Source organism: uncultured Modestobacter sp. (genome assembly GCF_947486615.1).
GTDB lineage: Bacteria > Actinomycetota > Actinomycetes > Mycobacteriales > Geodermatophilaceae > Modestobacter.
This window is the reverse complement of record NZ_CANKUD010000006.1, coordinates 39,245-58,987: the sequence shown is the minus strand read 5'-3', so window position 1 is coordinate 58,987 and position 19,743 is coordinate 39,245. Positions and strand designations below refer to the sequence as shown.

Annotated in this window: 14 protein-coding genes; 4 read left to right on the top strand and 10 right to left on the bottom strand. The window is 75.6% G+C overall.

Annotated features, from left to right (window positions below; genetic code table 11):
* Positions 1-13 precede the first annotated feature (13 nt).
* Positions 14-1,543, bottom strand: a complete 1,530-nt coding sequence (locus tag Q1A09_RS12700; RefSeq protein ID WP_299955432.1) for an MFS transporter — start codon at positions 1,541-1,543, stop codon at positions 14-16.
* 98 nt (positions 1,544-1,641) lie between these two features.
* Here Q1A09_RS12700 and Q1A09_RS12695 point away from each other — a divergent pair, with 98 nt between their 5' ends.
* Positions 1,642-2,640: an Lrp/AsnC family transcriptional regulator gene (locus tag Q1A09_RS12695; RefSeq protein WP_299955431.1), complete on the top strand. Its 999-nt coding sequence runs from the start codon at positions 1,642-1,644 to the stop codon at positions 2,638-2,640.
* A 9-nt stretch (positions 2,641-2,649) separates the two neighbouring features.
* Here Q1A09_RS12695 and Q1A09_RS12690 read toward each other — a convergent pair whose 3' ends face one another.
* A complete protein-coding gene (locus tag Q1A09_RS12690; protein ID WP_299955429.1) occupies positions 2,650-3,009 on the bottom strand; it encodes a hypothetical protein in 360 nt (119 codons plus the stop codon).
* A 25-nt stretch (positions 3,010-3,034) separates the two neighbouring features.
* Between Q1A09_RS12690 and Q1A09_RS12685 the strand changes: the two genes are divergently transcribed.
* Complete coding sequence (locus Q1A09_RS12685; RefSeq protein WP_299955427.1) at positions 3,035-3,790, top strand: sulfite exporter TauE/SafE family protein; 756 nt, start codon at positions 3,035-3,037, stop codon at positions 3,788-3,790.
* Between the two features lie 36 nt (positions 3,791-3,826).
* Here the strand turns inward: Q1A09_RS12685 and nadA are convergent, their stop codons facing one another.
* From nadA to Q1A09_RS12650, 7 genes are all read right to left on the bottom strand, one after another.
* A complete protein-coding gene (gene nadA, locus Q1A09_RS12680) occupies positions 3,827-4,852 on the bottom strand; it encodes a quinolinate synthase NadA (protein ID WP_299955425.1) in 1,026 nt (341 codons plus the stop codon).
* 98 nt (positions 4,853-4,950) lie between these two features.
* Complete coding sequence (locus Q1A09_RS12675) at positions 4,951-6,045, bottom strand: bifunctional RNase H/acid phosphatase (protein WP_299955423.1); 1,095 nt, start codon at positions 6,043-6,045, stop codon at positions 4,951-4,953.
* Entirely contained in the window at positions 6,042-6,782 is a 741-nt protein-coding gene (locus tag Q1A09_RS12670; protein ID WP_299955421.1) for a zinc ribbon domain-containing protein, read from the bottom strand. The genes Q1A09_RS12675 and Q1A09_RS12670 overlap by 4 nt, the downstream gene beginning before the upstream one ends.
* Before the next feature lie 172 nt (positions 6,783-6,954).
* Complete coding sequence (locus Q1A09_RS12665) at positions 6,955-8,178, bottom strand: Nif3-like dinuclear metal center hexameric protein (RefSeq protein WP_299955419.1); 1,224 nt, start codon at positions 8,176-8,178, stop codon at positions 6,955-6,957.
* A 188-nt stretch (positions 8,179-8,366) separates the two neighbouring features.
* On the bottom strand, positions 8,367-9,509 hold the full coding sequence (locus tag Q1A09_RS12660; RefSeq protein WP_299955417.1) for an L-dopachrome tautomerase-related protein: 1,143 nt from the start codon (positions 9,507-9,509) through the stop codon (positions 8,367-8,369).
* A 30-nt stretch (positions 9,510-9,539) separates the two neighbouring features.
* The gene (locus Q1A09_RS12655) at positions 9,540-10,031 is read right to left on the bottom strand and encodes a GNAT family N-acetyltransferase (protein ID WP_299955415.1); all 492 of its coding nucleotides are present in this window, start codon (positions 10,029-10,031) and stop codon (positions 9,540-9,542) included.
* Between the two features lie 207 nt (positions 10,032-10,238).
* Positions 10,239-14,015, bottom strand: coding sequence for an ABC transporter ATP-binding protein (locus Q1A09_RS12650; protein ID WP_299955413.1), 3,777 nt, complete (start codon positions 14,013-14,015; stop codon positions 10,239-10,241).
* Between the two features lie 105 nt (positions 14,016-14,120).
* On the opposite strand from Q1A09_RS12650, the gene Q1A09_RS12645 reads away from it, so the two are divergent.
* Both Q1A09_RS12645 and Q1A09_RS12640 read left to right on the top strand, forming a co-directional pair.
* A complete protein-coding gene (locus Q1A09_RS12645; protein ID WP_299955411.1) occupies positions 14,121-16,079 on the top strand; it encodes an FUSC family protein in 1,959 nt (652 codons plus the stop codon).
* 286 nt (positions 16,080-16,365) lie between these two features.
* Complete coding sequence (locus Q1A09_RS12640) at positions 16,366-17,043, top strand: SPFH domain-containing protein (protein ID WP_299955409.1); 678 nt, start codon at positions 16,366-16,368, stop codon at positions 17,041-17,043.
* Positions 17,044-17,108: 65 nt separating this feature from the next.
* Here the strand turns inward: Q1A09_RS12640 and Q1A09_RS12635 are convergent, their stop codons facing one another.
* Complete coding sequence (locus tag Q1A09_RS12635) at positions 17,109-19,730, bottom strand: bifunctional diguanylate cyclase/phosphodiesterase (protein ID WP_299955407.1); 2,622 nt, start codon at positions 19,728-19,730, stop codon at positions 17,109-17,111.
* Positions 19,731-19,743 lie beyond the last annotated feature (13 nt).

Here is a 19,743-nt window from a genome sequence, read left to right as displayed (position 1 = left end):
GGAGTCTGCCCGGTCAGTGCGCCGCCACGTCCTGCGGCCGCTCCGCCGGCCGCGGCGCCTGGTGGCCCTGACTCGGCGCGGCGGCGCGGACCAGCCACAGCACCAGCAGCCCGCCGACGATGCCGCTCACCCCACAGGCGAGGAAGACCTCGCGCAGGCCGCCGGCGTAGGCGGTGCCCAGCAGGTCGGCGAGGTCGGCCCGTGCCGAGGACGGGGCGGAGCCGATCAGCTGACCGGCCTGCCCGGCGGTGAGGGCCGAGGCGGTGTCGGCCGGGTCGGTCGCGCCGGCGTCGCGGAGCACCGAGGCGGCCTGGGCGGTGAAGATGCTGCCCAGCACCGCGACGCCGAGGGCGAAGCCGAGCTGCCGGGCGGTGTTCACCGCACCGGAGGCCATCCCGCTGCGCTCGCGCGGCACCGCGGCCAGCGCCGCGGACGCCAGGGTCGGGTTGGCCATCCCGACGCCGGCGCCCAGGACGGCGAGACCGGGCACCAGCACCCGCCAGGTGGAGTCGGCGTCGACCAGGCCCAGCAGCAGCCCGCCGGCACCGACCAGCAGCAGCCCGCCGCCGAGGACCAGCCGCGGCGGCCGGGTCTGCAGGAAGCGGCCGGCCCCTGCGGCGACGCCGAAGCTCAGTGCCGACAGCGGGATGAACACGCAGCCGGCCTGCAGCGGGGACAGCCCACCGATCGACTGCAGCCACAGCGAGGTGTAGATCAGGTTGGCGAAGGCGGCTCCGTTGAGCACCAGCGCCCCGACCATGATCCCGGTGAAGGACCGGCTGCCGAACAACCGGACGTCCAGCATCGGCGCCGGGCGGCGCAGCTCCACCAGCACCCAACCGGCCAGGACGGCGAGGCCGGCGACCAGCGGCCCCCAGGAGACCGGCGCGCTCCACCCGTCCGATGCCGCCCGCACCAGGCCGAACACGACCCCACCGGCACCGAGGGTGAACAGCGCGATCCCCGGGACGTCGGGGCGCGGGGCGTTCGGCTGCCGGGCCTCCTGCACCGCGGCCAGCGTCAGCCCCACGGCGAGGACGCAGACCGGCAGGTTGACGAAGAAGATCCACCGCCAGGAGAGCTCGGTGAGCGCGCCGCCGAGGATCGGCCCCAGCGCGGCCGAGGCACCGACCACCGCGCCCCAGATGCCGAAGGCGGTCCCCCGGTCGCGACCCTCGTAGCTGGTGTTGATCAGGGCGATGGTGGTGGCGAACATGACCGCCCCGCCGACGCCCTGCAGGGCGCGGGCCGCGATGAGGGAGCCCGCGTCGGGGGCCAGGCCCGAGCCCAGTGACGCGACGGCGAAGAGCACCAGCCCGATCAGGTACAGCTTCCGCCGGCCGAACAGGTCGGCGAGCGAGCCGGCGCCGAGCACGAGCGCGGCGAGGGCGAGGGCGTAGACGTCCACCACCCACTGCAGCTGCCCGAAGCTGGTGTCCAGGTCGGTGGCCATGTCGGGCAGTGCGACGTTCACGATGGTGACGTCGATGAGGAGCATGAACGTGCCGGTGCAGATCGCGACCAGCGGCAACCACTTGCGCATGTCGCCACTGTGACGGTTGCCCGTGACAACACGCGTACCGACCTGGCGGTCGTGACGGGATCCTCCACGGCAGACCCGACTGGTGCAGGATCGTCACCGTGATCGACGCCATCGACCGCCAGATCGTGCACGCCATGCAGGTGGACGGTCGGGCGCCCTTCAGCCGGGTGGCCGGCGTGCTGGGCGTCTCCGAGCAGACGGTGGCCCGCCGCTGGCGGCGACTGCGGGCCGACGGCGTGGTCCGCGTCCTGGGCCTCGCGACGCCCGCCACCACCGAGCCGAGCTGGCACATCCGGGTGCGGGTCCAGCCGGCCGCGGCCGGCGCGGTGGCCGAGGCGCTGGCCCGTCGTCCGGAGGTCTCCTGGGTCAGCATCACCGCCGGGGGTGCGGAGATCACCTGCTCGACCCGGCCCCGCACGCCCCGCCAGCGCGACGCGCTGCTGCTGGACCGGCTGCCCCGCACCGTGCAGGTGATCGACCTGACCGCGTTCTCGGTGCTGCACGCCTACGTCGGCGGCAAGTACGAGTGGACCGGGTTCGAGGACCCGCTGACCGACGACCAGCTCGCCGCGCTGCGGCCCGTCCCGGCCACGACGCCGACCAGCCCGCTGGCCCTGGACACCGACGACGAGCTGCTCTTCGCGGCGCTGGCCACCGACGGGCGGTTGACCTACGCCGAACTGGCCGGGGTGACCGGCTGGTCGGAGAGCCGGGTCGCCCGCCGCGTGGAGGCGCTGCGCGCGGCCGGGGCGCTGTACTTCGACCTGGAGATCGCCAACGAGCTGCTCGGGCACCCGGTCAGCGCGATGCTCTGGCTGGGCGTGGCCCCCGCCGACATCGCCCACGTCGGGGAGTCACTGGCCCGCGAGCCGGAGACCGCCTTCACCGCGGTGGTCACCGGCCCGGTCAACCTGATGGTGGCGGTGACCTGCCGGGACACCGCGCACCTCTACCGCTTCCTCACCGAGCGGGTGGGCGCGCTGCCGGTGCGCAGCATGGAGACCGCCACCGTGCTGCGCCGGGTCAAGCAGGCCGGCAGCCGGATGGACGGCCCCCGGCTCACCGACCCCGAGCCGCCACCGGCCCGCGGCCGCTGAGCCCCGCGGTCAGCGGGCGCGGGCGACGCGGAGGGCGGCCTGCAGCATCGGCACCTGGAACGGGATCCGGGCCGCAGCGACCGCCAGCTTGCCCGGCCGGTGGCGGAACACCCGCAGCGTCTGCGCGTGCGCGGGGAGGACGCCGAGCAGCAGCCCCACCGCCGCCCATCCCCCGGCCCGGCGCGTGGCCGGCGCGGCCAGCAGCCCGGCGGTGACCAGCTCGGCCACGCCGCTGCCCAGCACCCACGGGCGGGCCGGGCCCAGCTCCGGCGGGATCATCCAGTCGTAGGCCTGCGGGCGGACCAGGTGGAACACCCCGGTGCCGGTCATCCCGGCGGCCATGACCAGTGCGCGCACGTCCTTCGGCATGCCCGACACCGTAGGCTCGGCGGCCGTGTCCGTTGCCGACCTCCTCATCGCCGCCGGGGTCGCCCTCCTCGCCGGCGGGATCAACTCCATCGCCGGCGGCGGGTCGCTGATCCTCTTCCCCGTCCTGGTCGGCCTCGGCCTGGGCACCGTCGCCGCGAACGTCACCAACTCGATCGCCCAGTGGCCCGGGTACGTGGGCGGCGTCCTCGGCTTCCGCAAGGAGTACGCGGGCCAGCGCGGCCGGATGATCCGGTTCGGGCTCGTCGCGGTGCTCGGCGGCACAGCCGGGTCGGTGCTGCTGCTCACCACGCCGTCGGAGGCCTTCGACACCGTCGTCCCGGTGCTGGTGCTGCTGGCCAGCCTGCTGCTGGCCGCCCAGCCCCTGGTGACCACCCGGCTCAAGCGCCGGGATGAGGCCGGCCGCCCCGGCGACCCGGCCTGGCTCTACGTCGCCCTGTTCCTGGCCACCGTCTACGGCGGCTACTTCGGCGGCGCGCTCGGCGTGATCCTGGTCGGCGTGCTGGGCCTGGGGCTGGGCCGGCTGAAGCTGGCCAACGCGATGAAGAGCGCGATCTCGCTGGTCACCGCATCGGTGACGGTGGTCGTCTTCGGCATCTGGGGCCCGGTCGCCTGGGAGTACGTCGCGGTCTGCGCCCCGGCCAGCCTGCTCGGTGGGTTCCTGGGCGCCAGGGTCGCCACGCGCATCCCGAGCACCCCGCTGCGGGTCCTGATCGTCGTCTTCGGCGTCGCGGTCTCGATCTACCTGTTCTTCCGCGGCTGACCCAGGGGGCCGCCGGCTGGGGGCCCGAGGAGGCGGCTACTCGCCGCCGCGGCCCGGCTCGCCGATGGCGATCATCGCCTCGACCGCACGACGGGCGCGGGTGGCCACCTCGGCGTCCACGTCGATCGCGCCCTCGCCGGTGCGCAGCGTGTGCAGCAGCTTCGCCGGGGTGATCATCTTCATGTAGCGGCAGGCGGCCCGGTCGTTCATCGGGATGAACTGGGTGCCGGTGTTCAGCGCCCGCAGCTGGTGCAGGATGCCGACCTCGGTGGCGACCAGCACCTGGGGTGCGCGGGTGGCCGCCGCGGCCTCGGCCATGCCGCCGGTGGAGAGCACCCGGGTGCGCTCGGCGGGCAGGTCACCGTGGCTGACCAGGTCCAGCACCGAGGTGGTGCAGCCGCACTCGGGGTGCACCAGGATGTCGGCGTCCGGGTGGGCGGCGACCTGCGACCGGACGTCGGCCGGGCTGATGCCGGCGTGCACGTGGCACTCCCCTGCCCAGATCGAGATGTTCGACCGCCCGGTGACCCGCTTGACGTGCGCACCGAGGAACTGGTCGGGCAGGAACAGGATCTCCCGGTCGGCCGGGATGGACCGGATCACGTCGGCGGCGTTGGACGAGGTGCAGCAGATGTCGGTCTCGGCCTTCACCGCGGCCGTGGTGTTCACGTAGCTGACCACGACGGCGCCGGGGTGCTCGGCCTTCCACTCGCGCAGCTGCTCGGCGGTGATGCTGTCGGCCAGCGAGCAGCCGGCCGCGTGGTCGGGCAGCAGCACGGTCTTGTCCGGCGAGAGGATCTTCGCCGTCTCGGCCATGAAGTGGACGCCGCAGAAGACGATCTCCCGGGCGTCGGTCTGCGCGGCGACCCGGGACAGGTAGAGGGAGTCGCCGGTGTGGTGGGCGACGTCCTGGATCTCGGGCACCTGGTAGTTGTGCGCCAGGACGACGGCACCACGCTCGTCGGCCAGCCGGCGCACCTCGGCAGCCCATCTCTCGTACTCGGCGGCGCTCATCGTGCGCTCGTCCCCGACGAGGGTGGCTGGCGCGGTCGTGACGGTCATGCGGGCGCTCCTGGCTGGCGGCTGGTCACCTGTCGGACCCAGTGTCCACGCTCCCGGGCCGGTGCCGGTGGGCGTGACCTGCGGGTGGGGCGGCTGGGTCAGCCGAGGTGGCTGGTGTCGTTGACCAGCCGCACGGTGGCGCGGCCGTCGGAGGACCAGGTCACCGTGCACAGCGAGGCCGCCTCCAGGAACACCCGGTGGACGACGTCGTCACCGACCCCGAGCCCGGCGGCCAGCAGCAGCTTGATCGGCATCATGTGGCTGACCAGCAGCACCGTCTTCCCGGCGTGCCGCTCCAGGATGCGGGTTCGGGCACGGGCCACCCGGGCGGAGACGTCCGCGATCGACTCGCCACCGGGTGGGCGGACGTCGGTGGCCCCGGACCAGCGCCGGAACGCCAGCGGGCTCTTCTGCTGGGCCTCCGCGGCGGTGAGCCCCTCCCAGGCGCCGAAGTCCAGCTCGCGCAGGTCGGTGTCGACCTCCACCGGGACGCCGAGCACCGCGGCGGCGGCCTCGGCGGTCTGCCGGGTGCGCTGCAGCGGCGAGCTGACGATCACGTCGATGCCCCGGCCGGCCAGGTGCTGGGCCGCGGCGGCCGCATCCGCCCGGCCCAGCTCGGACAGCGGCAGGTCGCTGCTGCCGCTGAACCGGCGCTCGGGGGTGTGCTCGGTGCGCCCGTGCCGCAGCAGGTGGGTGAGCGTGGTGACCACGGGGGCGGGTTCGGTGGCCGGCTGGACGTCGTCCTCGACCACGACCGGCTCGGCGGCCAGGTCCCGGCGGACCGGCTTGCCGTCCATCGCGCTGTTGGCCAGCGCGTCCGCGGCGCCGTTCTGCGCGCGGGGCACCCAGGTGTAGCGGACCGAGCCGAGCTGACGGGCGATGTCGCGGGCCTGCACGGCGAGCTTCTTCATGTCCGGGTGCTTGATCTGCCAGCGCCCCGACATCTGCTCGACGACCAGCTTGCTGTCCATCCGGACCTCGACGCTGGCGGTGGGGTCGAGGTCGAGCACGGCCTGCAGCCCGGCGACCAGGCCGCCGTACTCGGCGACGTTGTTGGTGGCCCGGCCGACCGACTCGGCCCGCTCGGCGAGCACCCGGCCGGTCTCGGCGTCCCGGACCAGGGCGCCGTAGCCGGCCGGCCCCGGGTTGCCCCGCGACCCGCCGTCGGCCTCGACGATGACGCGCCGGGTCACAGCCCGGACTCGGCGGTGCGCACCAGCACCCGGCCGCAGTTCTCGCAGCGCAGCACGGTGTGCGGGTCGGCGTTGCGGTAGGAGGCCAGCTCGGTGCCGTAGAACTCGATCCGGCAGCCCTGGCAGCGGCGGGCCTTGAGCTCGGCCGCGCCGGTGCTCCCGGTCTGCGCGGCGACCCGGTCGTAGACCTTGAGCAGGTCGGCGGGGATGGTGGCGGCCACCTCGTCGCGGGTGGCCTGGTGGGCCGTGGTGGCCTCGGCGATCTGCGCCAGGGCCTCGTCCCGTGCCTGTTCGGCCCGCTCCTGCTGGGCCTGCGCGCCGGCCAGCCCGCCCTGAGCGGTGGCCAGGGCCGCGTCGGCGGCCTCGCGGCGCTCCATCAGCTCGAGCACCTGGTCCTCCAGGTCGCCCTGCCGCCGGTTCAGCGACTCCAGCTCGTGCTGCAGGCCGGTGATCTCCTTCGGCGTGGCCCCACCGGAGTCGATCCGCGCCTGGTCACGCGCGGCGCGCTGGCGCACCGTGTCGACGTCGGACTCCAGCCGCTTCTGCTCGCGGTCGAGGTCGCGCACCTGCGTCTCGGCCCGGACGACGTCGTCGGCCAGGGCCCGCTGCGCCTCCACGGCGGCGTCGACGGCGGCGAGCTCGGGGAGGGTGCGCTTGCGGTGGGCGAGTTGCGCGAGGGCGACGTCCTCCGCAGCGAGGGTCAGCAGTCTCTGCTGGACGAAGTGATCAGCCTGCACCCCGACAACCTACCGGGCGCATCCTCGCTCGTCGGCCCCCGTGCAGGATCCCGCCGCGAGCCTGCGAGTGGTGGGGGGCACGGGGGTCCTTCGACTACCCGCGTGCACCGGCCGCCGAGACACACCGGGCCCGCTCCGCGCAGCGCGGAGCGGGCCCGGAGGTCGTGCGGCCTCAGTCGGCCGGGTGCAGGCGGGTGGGGTCGGCACCGGCGCCCCCGGCCTGCCAGGTCCACGGGTCGGTGCGCCGGGCAGAGACCGTCACCTCGACCCGCGCACCCAGGTCACGGCGCAGCAGGTCGGCCGCGCAGGACAGCCAGGGGTGCTCGGAGGCGAAGTGCGCCACGTCGCACAGGGCCGGGCCGGGGGCCTCCATGGCCTCGGACACCGTGTGGTGCTTCAGGTCGCTGGTGAGGAAGACGTCGGCGCCGGCCGACGTCGCCTCACCGAGCAGCGAGCTGCCGCTGCCGCCGCAGACGGCGACGGTGCGCACGAGCCGCTCGGGGTCGCCGGCGACCCGCACGCCACCGGGCGTGGTGGGCAGCGCCGTGGCCGCCCGCTCGGCGAACTCCCGCAGGGTCACCGGCAAGGGCAGCTCCCCCACCCGGCCGAGCCCCGCCCGGCTGGGCGTGACCGAGTTCTCGAAGAAGGTGTAGCCCGGGTCCTCGTAGGGGTGCAGATCACGGAGGGCGCGCAGCACCGCGGCACGCCGGTCGCGCGGGACGACCATCTCCAGCCGCACCTCGGGCACCCGCTCGACGTGCCCCTCCCGGCCGATGGTGGGGTGGGCGTCCTCCCCCGGGATGAACGTGCCGGTACCGGTGGTCTGCCAGACGCAGCGGGTGTAGTCGCCGATCACCCCCGCGCCGGCGTCGGAGAGCGCGTCGACCAGCTCGTCGGTCACCCCGACCGGGACGAAGACGACGAGGGTGTCGGTGTCCGGGGCCGGGACCGACTCCAGCGGCCGGGTGTCGACCAGGCCGAGCGCGGCCGCCAGCGCGTCGTTCACGCCGTGGTCGGCGGCCCGGTCGGCGTTGGTGTGCGCCACGAAGTGGGCCACACCCGCGCGGACCATGCGGTGCACCAACCGGCCCTTCGGGTCGCTGGCCGGGACGCCGTGCACCGGCGTGAGCAGCAGCGGGTGGTGGGTCACCAGCAGGTCGACCCCGGCGGCGATCGCCTCGTCGACGACCTCCGTGGTCGGGTCGACGGCGAACATCACCGACCGGACGGGCTCCTCGGGGTCTCCGCAGACCAGGCCGACGGCGTCCCAGTCCTCGGCCAGCGCCGGGTCGTAGCGCGACTCCAGCGCGGCGATCACCTCGCCGAGGGCCACGCCGGGGAGCGGCAGCTCCCGGACCTGGGCCGTCGCCGTCTCGTCGGACACCGGGAGAGCCACGAGATCGGACTGTAGGTCAGCCCGCCGGAGCCGGCCCGTTGTGCGCGACATGATCGACGTCGCATCGGCCGGAAGTCCCTCGGACGGGGGATGGCTCACCGTGGTCACGTTCCGTTCTTCGTGTCCGGAGTCCGCTCCGGATGGGTCGGCGTGCCGCATCTGCCGGTCGGCGGACGCCGCTCCCGCGGTCAACGGACCAGCCGCACGGGGCCGGCGCCGATGGGGGTGCGCACGAGGAGGTAGGGGTACCGGCGTCCGTCCACGCCACCTGCGTACCGGGCCTGCCTGTGCAGCTGGTTGGCGGTGACGTAGAGGTGGCCGTCTGCCGCCACGGACATGGTGTCCGGCCACAGCAGCCGCGGGTCGTGCAGCACCGTCTCGATCGTGCCGTCGGGGCGGCGCCGCAGCACGGCGTTCTGCTCACCGGCGGTGGCGTAGAGGTTGCCGGCGTCATCGGTCTCCAGGCCGTCGCCGGCGCTGCCCTTGTCGCCCTCGTCCACGACGGTGGCCGCAACCGCGTCGTCGTCCAGGTTCCGGTCGAGGAGGGCGTCGGTGGCCACGCTGTACCAGTGCCGTGCGGCGAGCGGGCAGTACCAGAGCCGCTCACCGTCGGCGGAGATGGCGATGCCGTCGGCGCCCATCGCGACCGGCTGCGGCTCGGCGTCGGGCTCGGGCTGCTCGAGGAAGGGCCGGCCCTCCACCATCAGGAGCAGCTCTGGCGGGGTGACGGCCTTGGTCGAGGCGTGGTCGCGCAGCCGCCGCCAGGACTCCCCGGTGGCCAGGTCGACCACGATGATCGCGTTCTCGCCGGAGTCGGCCGAGTCGGTGATGTAGGCGACGCCGGCCTCCCCGCGCCGCAGGTCGAAGCGGACGTCGTTGAGGTAGGTCGTCTCCAGCGCGACCTCCCGGGGGAAGACGATGGTCTGCACCACGGTGTCGGTGCTCAGGTCGATGCAGACGAGCTTCGGGCCGCCGACCTGCGTGGGCTGGAACAGCGGGGAGCCGGTGTCCAGCACCCAGAGCCGGTCGGCGGGGTCGACGACGATGCTCTGCACGCTGACGAACGCCTCGCGGTCGTCGTCCGTGCGCGGGTCGTTCCAGGCCTGGTCGGGGAAGGCGACGACCTGGCCGTCGCGGATCTCGGCGACGGTGAACTGCACGTCGTCGCCCCACTTCGGGAAGTTCACGAACACCCGGCCGGTGTGCGACACCGAGACACCGGTCGGCATCGGACCCTCGGTGAAGGCGTGGACGACCTCCAGCTCGCCCAGCGGGCGGTCGGTCTGGAGCCCGTCGGCGTCGGTCGAGGGGACGGTGCGCATCTCGGTCATGCACGACCGGTGCCCACTGCGGGCGCGGCGCTAACCGGTGGTGAGCGACCGCACCATCGCCACCCGGCGTCCGTGCCGGTCCAGCCCCAGCTCCTCCTCGCGGCGGCGCAGCGCCCGCAGGCCCGGCGTGAGCTCGCCGGTCTCCCGCCAGCCGTGCCGGGCGTAGAACGGCGCGTTCCACGGCACGTCGGCGTAGGTGAGCAGGGTGACCCGGTCGGCGCCCTGCTCCGCCGCGGCCTGCACCGTGGCCGCGAGCAGGGCGGCACCCAGACCGCGCCGGCCGTGCTCCGGGTCGACCGACAGCTGCTCCAGGTGCACCGCCCCGTCGAGCAACTCGAGGACGGCGAAACCCTGCACCGGCTCACCGACCACCAGCACCCGCCAGGACCGCGCCCGCTCGGTTGCCGACGCGGGCGCAGGCAGGTCGGTGATCCCGAGGGGGACGAACAGCTCGTCGGCGGCGACCTCGACGTCGCGGAGCCGGGCCAGGTCCGCGGGGCGGGCGACGCGCACGACGGTCACGGCGCCACGGTGCCATGCGGCGCCCGCCACGTGCGGCTGCGTCGGTCGACCGCGCCCTCGACGTGCCGTCGCGCTGGGCGATGTGCACGGGGTGCCCAATACCGGGCCGGAGTGGGCCGCCACCGCACACTGCCCGGCCGACCAGTCCTGATCCCCGGCCATGTCCGCCAACATGGCCGGCTCGGGGGCTGGCGAGCGGGGACCGGCTCAGTCCATCAGCGGGTCGGCGTCCTCGTCGGCGGTGTAGGCCGCCCACAACGTGGCGTAGGCGCCGCCGGCGGCCAGCAGCTCGGCGTGCGTGCCGACCTCGAGCACCCGGCCGCCGTCCAGCACCGCGACCCGGTCGGCCCGGGCGGCGGTGGTGAGCCGGTGGGCGACGACCAGCGTGGTCCGCCGCCGGGCGACGGCGTCGGACGCGCGGGTCACCGCCGCCTCGGTGGCCAGGTCGAGGGAGGCGGTGGCCTCGTCCAGCAGCAGCACGTCGGGGTCGACCAGTTCGGCGCGGGCGAGTGCCAGCAGCTGACGCTGCCCGGCCGACAGCGACCGGCCGCGCTCCCCCACCCGGGTCCGGTAGCCGTGCTCCAGCCCGGCCACCATCTCGTGCGCGCCCACGGCCCGGGCGGCGGCCTCCACCTCGGCGTCGGAGGCGTCCGGCCGGCCGTAGGCGATCGCGTCGCGCACCGTGCCGGCGAACAGGAACGCCTCCTGCGGGACGACGCCCAGCCGGGCCCGGTACTGCAGCAGGTCCAGCGAGCGCAGGTCCGCGCCGTCCACGCACACCGCACCGGACGTCGGGTCGTAGAACCGGGCCACCAGCTTCACCACCGTGGACTTCCCGGCCCCCGTCTCCCCGACCAGCGCGAGCGTCTCCCCCGGCGCGACGGTCAGCGAGACCCCGCGCAGCGCCGGCGCCGGGGCGCCGCGGTAGGTGAAGGTGACGTCGGCCAGCCGCACCTCACCGCGCAGCCGGCCCACCGGTGCCGGGTCGGCGGCGGCCGGGGTGGACGTCGGGGTGCGCAGCAGGTCGCGCAGCCGGCGCAGGCCCACGGCGGCCTGCTGGTAGCTGTCGAACACCTGGGACAGCTGCTGGACGGGTGCGAAGAACGTGGAGACGTAGAGGACGAAGGCCAGCAGCACGCCGGCGGTGATGTCGCCGTCGGCCAGCCGGGCGGCACCCACCGCCAGCACCGCGGCCGCGGCCACCTCGGAGAGGAACTCCACGAACGGGAAGTAGGTGGCGATGTAGCGCTGCGCCCGCAGCCGCACGTCCCGGTAGGCCTGGGCGTGCTCGCGGAACACCTCGGTGGAGCGCTCGGTGCGGTCGAACACCTGGGTGGTGCGCAGCCCGGCGACGTCCTCCTGCAGCCGGGCGTTGACCGCACTCACCCGCTCACGGGCCTCGGTGTAGGCCGGCACCGAGCGGGCGCGGAACCACACGGTGGCCACCACCAGCACCGGCAGCGAGGCGACCAGCACCAGGGCCAGCTCGACGTCGTAGACGAAGACCACGACCAGCACCCCGGCCAGGGTGAGCACGCTGATCACCGCGGTGGTCAGCCCGGTCTGCAGGAACGCCGACAGCGCGTCGACGTCGGTGGTCATCCGGGTCATGATCCGACCGCCGAGCTCGCGCTCGTAGTAGTCCAGACCGAGCCGCTGGAGCTGGGCGAAGGTCTTCACCCGCAGCGTGTAGAGCAGCCGCTCACCCGTGCGACCGGTCAGCCAGGCCGCTCCCCGGGCGACGACGAGGTCGGCCAGCACGACGGCGAGCGCGATGCCGGCCACGCCGAGCAGCAGCGACGTCGAGCCGGCCACGATCCCGTCGTCGACTCCCTCGCGCACCAGCGCCGGGATGGCCAGCTGGGCGCCGGTGTCCAGCGCGACCAGCACCAGCGCGCCCGCCAGCGCCCAGCGGAAGGGGCGGATCAGCCCCCACAGCGAGAAGTGCGGGTCGGCGGCGCGGGCCCGGCCGGTCGGCACGTCGGGTTCGTCCACCGTCGGGGGCAGCCGGTCCACCAGGGCCCGCAGCGCCGGGGTGGGCGCAGCGGAGGCCAGCGCGGAGCCGCGCCCCCCGATCGAGGTGGCCGCCGGCCGCGCCGGGCCGCCGTCCTCGGTGACCGGCGCGGGGTCCGGCCACGCCGCCGGGGTGGTGCCCTCCGGCGTCACCTCACCACCACCAGAACGGCCATCCTGGTGGTCGGGGGTGGGGCCGTCGCCGGAGAGCAGGAGGCGGAACAGCGGGGAGCGGGCCTCCAGCTCGGCGGCGGTGCCGACGTCGACCACCCGGCCGCCGTCCAGCACCGCGACCCGGTCGGCCAGGGCCAGCGTCGAGCGGCGGTGCGCCACCAGCAGCGTCGTCCGGCCCCGGACGGCGGTGCGCAGCGCGGCGTGGATGCGGGCCTCGACCGCGGCGTCGACCGCGGAGGTGGCGTCGTCGAGCACCAGCACCCGCGGGTCGGTGAGCAGCGCGCGGGCCAGTGAGACCCGTTGCCGCTGCCCGCCGGAGAGGGTGAGCCCCTGCTCGCCGACGACGGTGTCGTAGCCCTCGGGCAGCTCGCTGATGAACCCGTCGGCCTGCGCGGCGCGGGCGGCGGCGCGCACCTCGGCGTCGGTGGCGTCCGGGCGGCCGAAGGCGATGTTGGCGCGCACCGTGTCGGAGAACAGGAAGCTGTCCTCGAAGACCACGCCGAGCGCCGAGCGCAACGAGCCCAGCTCCAGGTCGCGGACGTCGATGCCGCCGACCCGCACCGCGCCGGCGGAGACGTCGTAGAAGCGCGGCAGCAGGCTGACCACGCTGGACTTCCCCGCCCCGGAGCTGCCGACCAGGGCGAGGGTCTCCCCCGGCTCGATCCGCAGCGACACCCCCGACAGCACCGGCCGGTCGGCGGAGTGGCCGAAGGTGACCTCGTCCAGCTCGACGGTCAGCGGGCCGGCGGGGAGCGGCCGGGTGCCGGAGACCAGCGTGGGGCGGGCGTCGACGATCTCCAGCACCCGCTCGACCCCGGCCCGGGCCTGCTGGCCGATGGTGAGCACCGCGGCCAGCTGCCGCACCGGTGACACCAGCGCGGCGAGGTAGGTGGCGAAGGCCAGGAACGTGCCCAGGGTGATCGACCCGCGCAGGGCCAGCCAGCCGCCCAGCGCGAGCACGCCGACCTGGCCCAGCGCGGGGACGGCCTGCAGCAGCGGGTTGTAGCGGGCGGTGTACCGCACGACCCGCATCCGGGCGCCGAACAGCCGACGGGCGTCGCCCTCGACCCGGTCGAGCTCGCGGTCCTCCTGGCCGAAGCCCTTGACCACCCGGACGCCGCTGACCGCGGCCTCCACGTCGCCGGCGACCACCCCGGCCTGCTGCTGCGCGGCCCAGTTGGCCGGGAAGAGGTCGCGGCGGGAGCGCAGCGCCAGCCACCACAGCGCCGGGCCCACGGCCAGCGCCACCACCGTGAGCAGCGGGGAGAGCCAGGCCATCACGCCGAGGGAGACGACGAACAGCAGCGCGTTGCCGGCGAGGTTGGGCAGGAAGGCCAGCAGCCCCTGCACCAGGGTGATGTCGCTGATCGACCGGCTGACCGTCTGGCCGGTCTGCAGCCGGTCCTGCCCCGGGCCGTCCAGCCGGGACAGCGCCGTGGCCACGTCGTTGCGCAGGTCGACCTGCACGTCCAGGGACAGCCGCCCGGCCAGGTAGCGGCGGACGAACCCGGCGGCGAACCGCACCACGCCGGCCAGCACCAGGGCGACCACGAACGGGGTGACGTCGACCGGCGTGCCCGCCTCGGCGCCGGCGACCACCCGGTCGACCACCTCGCGGGTCAGCAGCGGCACCCCGGCGGCGATCACCGAGCCGATCAGCGCTGCGGTGAACGCCCCGACCAGGTCGCCCCGGTGGCGCAGGCAGTAGCCGACCAGCCGGCGGAACCAGCCGCCCTCGGGCACCGGCTCGACCGGCACCGACCGCCGGCCCGGCGCCCGCTCGGCGGTGGCCGTCACCGGTGTCCCGCCGGCCCGGGCGGGACGACGAGGGGGCGCGGCACGACGTCCAGTGTGCGACGCCCTGCCCGGCCGCGCCCTGCCCGGGGTGGGAGGCTCCGGTCCGTGGCGGAGCGGGGGTTGCGGGCACCGGCGTGGCTGGAGGAGCTGGTGCGCACCAGCCCGGCCGGGGTGCCGTGGCGCGACGTCGTCCGCTTCGCCCTGGTGATCCCCGCACCGCTGGCCCTCGCGCTGGCGGTCGGCGGCATGCAGGGCTCGGCGCTGGGCGCCGGGGTGTTCGCCACCATGGGGTCGCTGGCGGCCACCCTCGCCCCGCAGTCGGGGCCGCTGCGGGTGCGGCTGCGCCGGGTCGCCGCCGCCTCGCTGCTGGGCGGCACCGGCCTGCTCGTCGGGCACGCGCTCACCGGCGGCGGCTGGCAGCCGGTGCTGCTGCTCGCGGCGGTGTCGGCGATCGCGGCCCTGCTCAGCTCGATCAGCGGGGCGTTCTCCCTCGGCGCGCTGCAGCTGCTGGTCTACACCGCCATCTCCTCCGGGCTGGTCACCCCGCTGTCGCCGGTGGTCGAGCTGGGCTTCTTCCTGGCCGGCGCCGCCTGGGGCACCCTCGCCGTGCTGGTGCAGGCGCGCACCGAACAGGTCGACCCGGACCGGTCGGCGGTGGGGGCGGTCTTCCGCCGGGTCGCCGAGCTGCTCGAGGCGATCGGCGGCGACCGTGTCGAGGAGGCCCGCCGGGAGCTCACCCTGGCGTTGAACGCCGGGTACGACCGGGTCATCCACGCGCGCAGCCGCTCGGCCGGCCGCAGCCGGGAGCTCGCGGAGCTGGCCGGGGTGCTCAACGCCGCCGCGCCGCTGATCGAGGCCGCCGTGGCCAGCGCTCGCGGCGGAGTGACGCCGGACTCCCGCGACATCGGCGCCGCGCACGCGCTGGCCACCGCCGTCACCGAGCGGCGTCCCCTGCTCGGCGAGCGGCCGCCCCCGGTGGAGGACGGGCCCGCCCCCCGCCGCGCGGTGCGGCACGGCCTGCGCCTGGTCTGGAACGTCGTCGGCGACCCCGAGGAGCGGGCCTCGGCGGCGGTGGTGCGCGCCGAGCTGGAGTGGCGGGTGCGGTGGCACGACCTGCTGGACCGCACCGTGGGCAACGCCGACTCCCGCGCCTTCGTCGTCCGGCTGACGCTGTGCATGACGGTGGCCGAGGTGGCCCGGCAGCTGCTGCCGATCGAGCGGCCCTACTGGGTGCTGCTGACCGTGGCGATCATCCTCAAGCCCGACTACGGCTCGGTGTTCACCCGCGCCGTGCAGCGCGGGGCCGGCACGCTGCTCGGCGTGCTGATCGGGTCGCTGCTGCTGACCTTCCTGCACCGGGACGCCTGGGTGCTGCTGCCGATGGCGCTGGCCGCCGGCGCGCTGCCGTGGGCCCGCAGCGGCAACTTCGGCCTGTTCTCGGTCTTCCAGACGCCGTTCATCATCCTGCTGCTGGACCTGGCCACCCCCAGCGGCGCGGAGCTGGTCGGCGCCCGGCTGGTGGACACCCTGATCGGCTGCGGCATCGTGCTGGTGTTCGGCTACCTGCTGTGGCCGCAGACCTGGCGGGCCCCGCTGGACGACGCCCTGCGCGCCGCCACCCTGGCCCTGGACCGGTTCGTCGACGCCGCGTTCACCGCCGGCCCGGACGCCACCCGCCGCGCCCGGCGGGGCAGCTACCGGGCGCTGACCGAGGTGCAGACCCAGCTCCAGCGCCGGCTCGCCGAGCCGCCGCCGATCAGCACCCGCGCCGCCGCCTGGTGGCCGGTGATCGTGCAGCTGGAGCGGACGTCGGACGCCGTGACCGAGGCGGTGATCGCGATGCGCGCCGGTGAGCCCACCCCCGACCCCGCGCAGGTGGCCGTGCTGCGCAAGGCGGTCCGGGAGCTGGAGCAGGACCTGCGCGAGCACCGGCTCCCCGACGACGCGGAGATCCACGCCGAGGGGGTGCTCGCCCCGGTCGCCCGGGAGGTCGACGCCGCCCGCCGGCTGGTCCGGGAGACCACCCCCGGACGGCGCACCGGCGTCCGGGGCGCCGACGACTGAAAACCGCTGGCCGGGGCACCGGCCGGCCGCCTACCGTCCTCCCCGTTCGGGGTCAGCAGCCGGGTGGCATCGCCGTCGCAGGTCCTGCGGGTCGGCCCCGGACGTGCCATGTCAGGGCAGACGTCTGCGGAACGTCCGGGGTTCGACTCCCCAGGCCGTCCGGCGCGCGGTCATCGGCGGTGCGGTCGGCCTGCGGCGTCTCGGCGTCCCCCGTCCGTGCCCGACCACGCGCCGGCCGGTCGCCCCGGCGCAGGCAGCCGAGCGAGCAGTGGAGGGAGGCGGGGACGTGCGCATCGTCGTCGAGGAGTGGGAGCGGGTCCTGGCCTACCGGGACGGCCGCTTCACCGAGGTGCTGGCACCGGGGCGGCACCGCCGGCCGCGGCGGCGGCAGCGGTACGTCCGGGTCGCCGTCCGCCCGCGGCTGCTGGTGGTGCCGGGTCAGGAGGTGCTGACCGCCGACGGGCTGACCGTCCGGGTGAGCCTCTTCGCCACCTGCGCCACGACCGACCCCCGCCGCTGGCACGAGGCGGTCCAGGACGCCGACGCGTTCGTCTACGCAGCCCTCCAGGTGGCGCTGCGGGAGGCGGTCGCGGGCCGGACCCTCGACGAGCTGCTGACCGACCGCGAGTCGCTGCCGTCCGCGGTGCGCGAGCCGGTCGCGGCCCGGGCGGCGGCGGTCGGCGTCACCGTGGCGGACGTCGCGGTGCGCGACGTGATGGTGCCGGCCGAGCTGCGGCGGGCCGCGGCGGAGGTCGCCACCGCCCGGGCGCAGGGGCTGGCCGCCCTGGAGCGGGCGCGGTCGGAGGTGGCGGCGACCCGGGCGCTGGCCAACGCGGCCCGGATGGTCGCCGAGCAGCCGGCCCTGCTGCAGCTGCGGACGCTGCAGGCGGTGGAGGCCGGGGGCGCGACCGTCGTCCTCACCACCGCACCGGGCCAGACCACCTCCGGGGCGCCGATCAGCTGAACCGGTGTGCCGGTGGCCGTGCGGGCCGCCGGCACACCGGGCTGCGGAACCGGCCCGCCGTCCCGTCAGGCCGGGCCGGCCACCGGGTGCCGGGCCTGCAGCAGCGCACCGGCAGCGGCGGCCGGCAGCGGCCGGTGCAGCAGGTAGCCCTGGGCCTGGTCGCAGGACTCCGCCCGCAGCCGGGCCAGCTGCGCCGGCTCCTCCACGCCCTCGGCGACCACGGTCATGCCGAAGGTGTGCGCTGCGCGGATCATCAGTGCCACGAGCTCGCCGTGCCCCGGCTCTCCCGAGGCGATGAAGCTGCGGTCGATCTTCAGGGTGTCCACCGGCATGTGCCGGAGCTGGCCGATCGACGTGTACCCGGTGCCGAAGTCGTCGATGGCGATGGCCGCGCCCAGCGCGCGCAGGGCGGCCAGGTTGTCGATCGCCGACGGGTCGTCGACCAGCACCGTCTCGGTGACCTCGAGGACCAGCAGGTGGGCCGGCAGCCCGGAGGCGGCCAGCGCGTCGGCGACGTCGGCCACCACCCGCCGGTCGGCGAGATGCCGGCCGGAGATGTTCACGGCGATGGTCGGCTCGGGCTCGCCGTCCGCCACCCCGGCGTCGGCCCGCCACTCGGCCAGCTGCCGGGTGGCCTCGTGCAGCACCCAGCGGTCCAGCTCGCAGATCAGCCGAGACTCCTCGGCCGCCGGGATGAACAGGTCCGGCGGGACCATGCCGTGGCCCGGCCGCTCCCAGCGCACCAGCGCCTCGTAACCGGTGAGCCGGCTGCCGGCCACGTCGATCACCGGCTGGTAGTGCAGCACCATCTCCCCGCCGGCCAGCCCAGCGGCGATCGCCGCCTCGAGGGCGGCGCGCTCGGCGAGCTGAGCCCGCAGCGCCTCGTCGAAGACCTCCGCCCGGCCGCGACCGTGCCGCTTGGCCCGGTAGGCGGCGGTGTCGGCCTCGACGAGGAGGACGTCGGGATCGGTGACGCCGTCCCGGCTGACCGCCACCCCGACGCTCGCGCCGACCGACGCCGGCTGGCCCCCGACGAGCAGCGGACCGCTGACCGCGTCGATCAGCCGTTCGGCCAGCTCGACCAGCGTCCGTTCGTCGTCCACCCCCTCGACCAGCACCACGAACTCGTCGCCGCCCAGCCGGCAGACGACGTCCCCGGCGCGCACGGCGTCCCGCAGCCGGACGGCGACCTCGCACAGGACGTCGTCGCCGGCGGCGTGCCCCAGGCTGTCGTTGACCGCCTTGAAGCCGTCCAGGTCGACGAACAGCAGCCCGGTCATCGACCCCGACCGCTGACCACGGGACAGCGCCGCCGCGGTGAGCTGCAGCGCCTGCGCCCGGTTGGGCAGCTCGGTGAGCGGGTCGTGCGAGGCCTGGTGGGCCAGGGCGGACTGCAGCTCCTCGCGCTGGCGGACGGAGGACACGATCTGCCGGACCGAGGCGTGCACGACCTCACCGAGCGGGCCGGGCAACGGCTCGTCGAGCAGGGCGTTGGACAGGTCCCCGCGGGCGACCGCGCGGGCCTGGTCCTGGATCCGGCGGAGGCTGGCCACCGCGGAGTCGAGCGCCGCGGAGACGGTGCGCACCTCGCGCGGACCGCCGCTGCCGACCTCGACCAGCTCGCCCCGGCTGACCCGGACGGCCTGCCCGGCCAGCACCCGGAGCGAGCGGGTGACGCTGCGGCCGAGGAGGCCGACGGCCAGGCCGGCGACCAGCAGCACGCCCAGCCCGGCCAGCAGGGTCCTCGTCCGGCGGTCGGTGGCGGCGTCGCGGTCGGCAGCAGCAGCGGCGCGGGCGGTGCCGACCGCGCTGTCCAGCAGGTCGGTGTAGGCGGCGTCCCGCACGGTGCTCTGGCTGACCAGCGAGACCACCTGCGCGAGCGGGGCAGCCGTCCCCGCGGCGTGCTGCTCGGCGAGCTGGGCGTCCACCTGGACGACCGCCAGGGAGTTCCGGACGACCTCCCAGGCCGCCGCTGCCCCGGGTGTGGCGAGCTGGTCGAGCCCGCGCTTGGCGTCGAGGTAGTCCTGCCAGGCGGCGTGCCACCCCGCCTGCCCGCCCTCGGCCCCGCCGAGGGGGAGCTGGGTGCCGACGTAGAGCGGGATCATCCGGCTGGCCGTGCGGGCTGCCCGGGCCACCAGCGCCACGTCGTGCGCCGCCTCGTAGGTGCCGATCGAGACGTCCTCCCCGGTGGTGGACGCCGCCGCGGCCTGCTGGGCGTCCATCAGCATGCCGGAGACGGCGAAGTACCCCGCGTAGGTGTCCTGGGGGGCGGCCTGCTGCGCCGCGGAACCGGCCCGCAGGTCGGCGAGCCGGCCGGCGGCCAGCTCGACCGATGCGGCACCCGGCGAACCGGCCGGCACCGCGGCCAGCGCCAGGTCGGTGAGCACCTGCGCCTCGTCCCGGGTGCGCTCCACGTTCACCAGCTGCACCTGGGCCTGCAGCGGGCTGATGCCCACCGCCGCGGAGAACGCCGGGTCGCTGAGCACCGCGACGGACAGCACCGGCACGATCTCGTGCTCGATCCCGCTGCGCGCGGCGTCCAGCTGCGCCACGGCCTGCACGGCGGCCTCGGCCCGCTCGGCGGTCCGCGCCTCGGAGACCGCCGTCCGGACGATCACCGCGGTCAGCGCCAGCACGCCCACCAGCGGCACCAGGACGAGTGCCAGCAGGTGCACCCACAGGGGCACGCCACGGCGCGGT

Excerpts from the sequence above, each read along its gene's own strand:
- Q1A09_RS12660 (WP_299955417.1), bottom strand. The coding sequence starts at position 9,509 with ATGACCGAGATGCGCACCGTCCCCTCGACCGACGCCGACGGGCTCCAG.
- Q1A09_RS12690 (WP_299955429.1), bottom strand. The coding sequence starts at position 3,009 with ATGCCGAAGGACGTGCGCGCACTGGTCATGGCCGCCGGGATGACCGGC.
- Q1A09_RS12700 (WP_299955432.1), bottom strand. The coding sequence starts at position 1,543 with ATGCGCAAGTGGTTGCCGCTGGTCGCGATCTGCACCGGCACGTTCATG.
- nadA (WP_299955425.1), bottom strand. The coding sequence starts at position 4,852 with ATGACCGTCACGACCGCGCCAGCCACCCTCGTCGGGGACGAGCGCACG.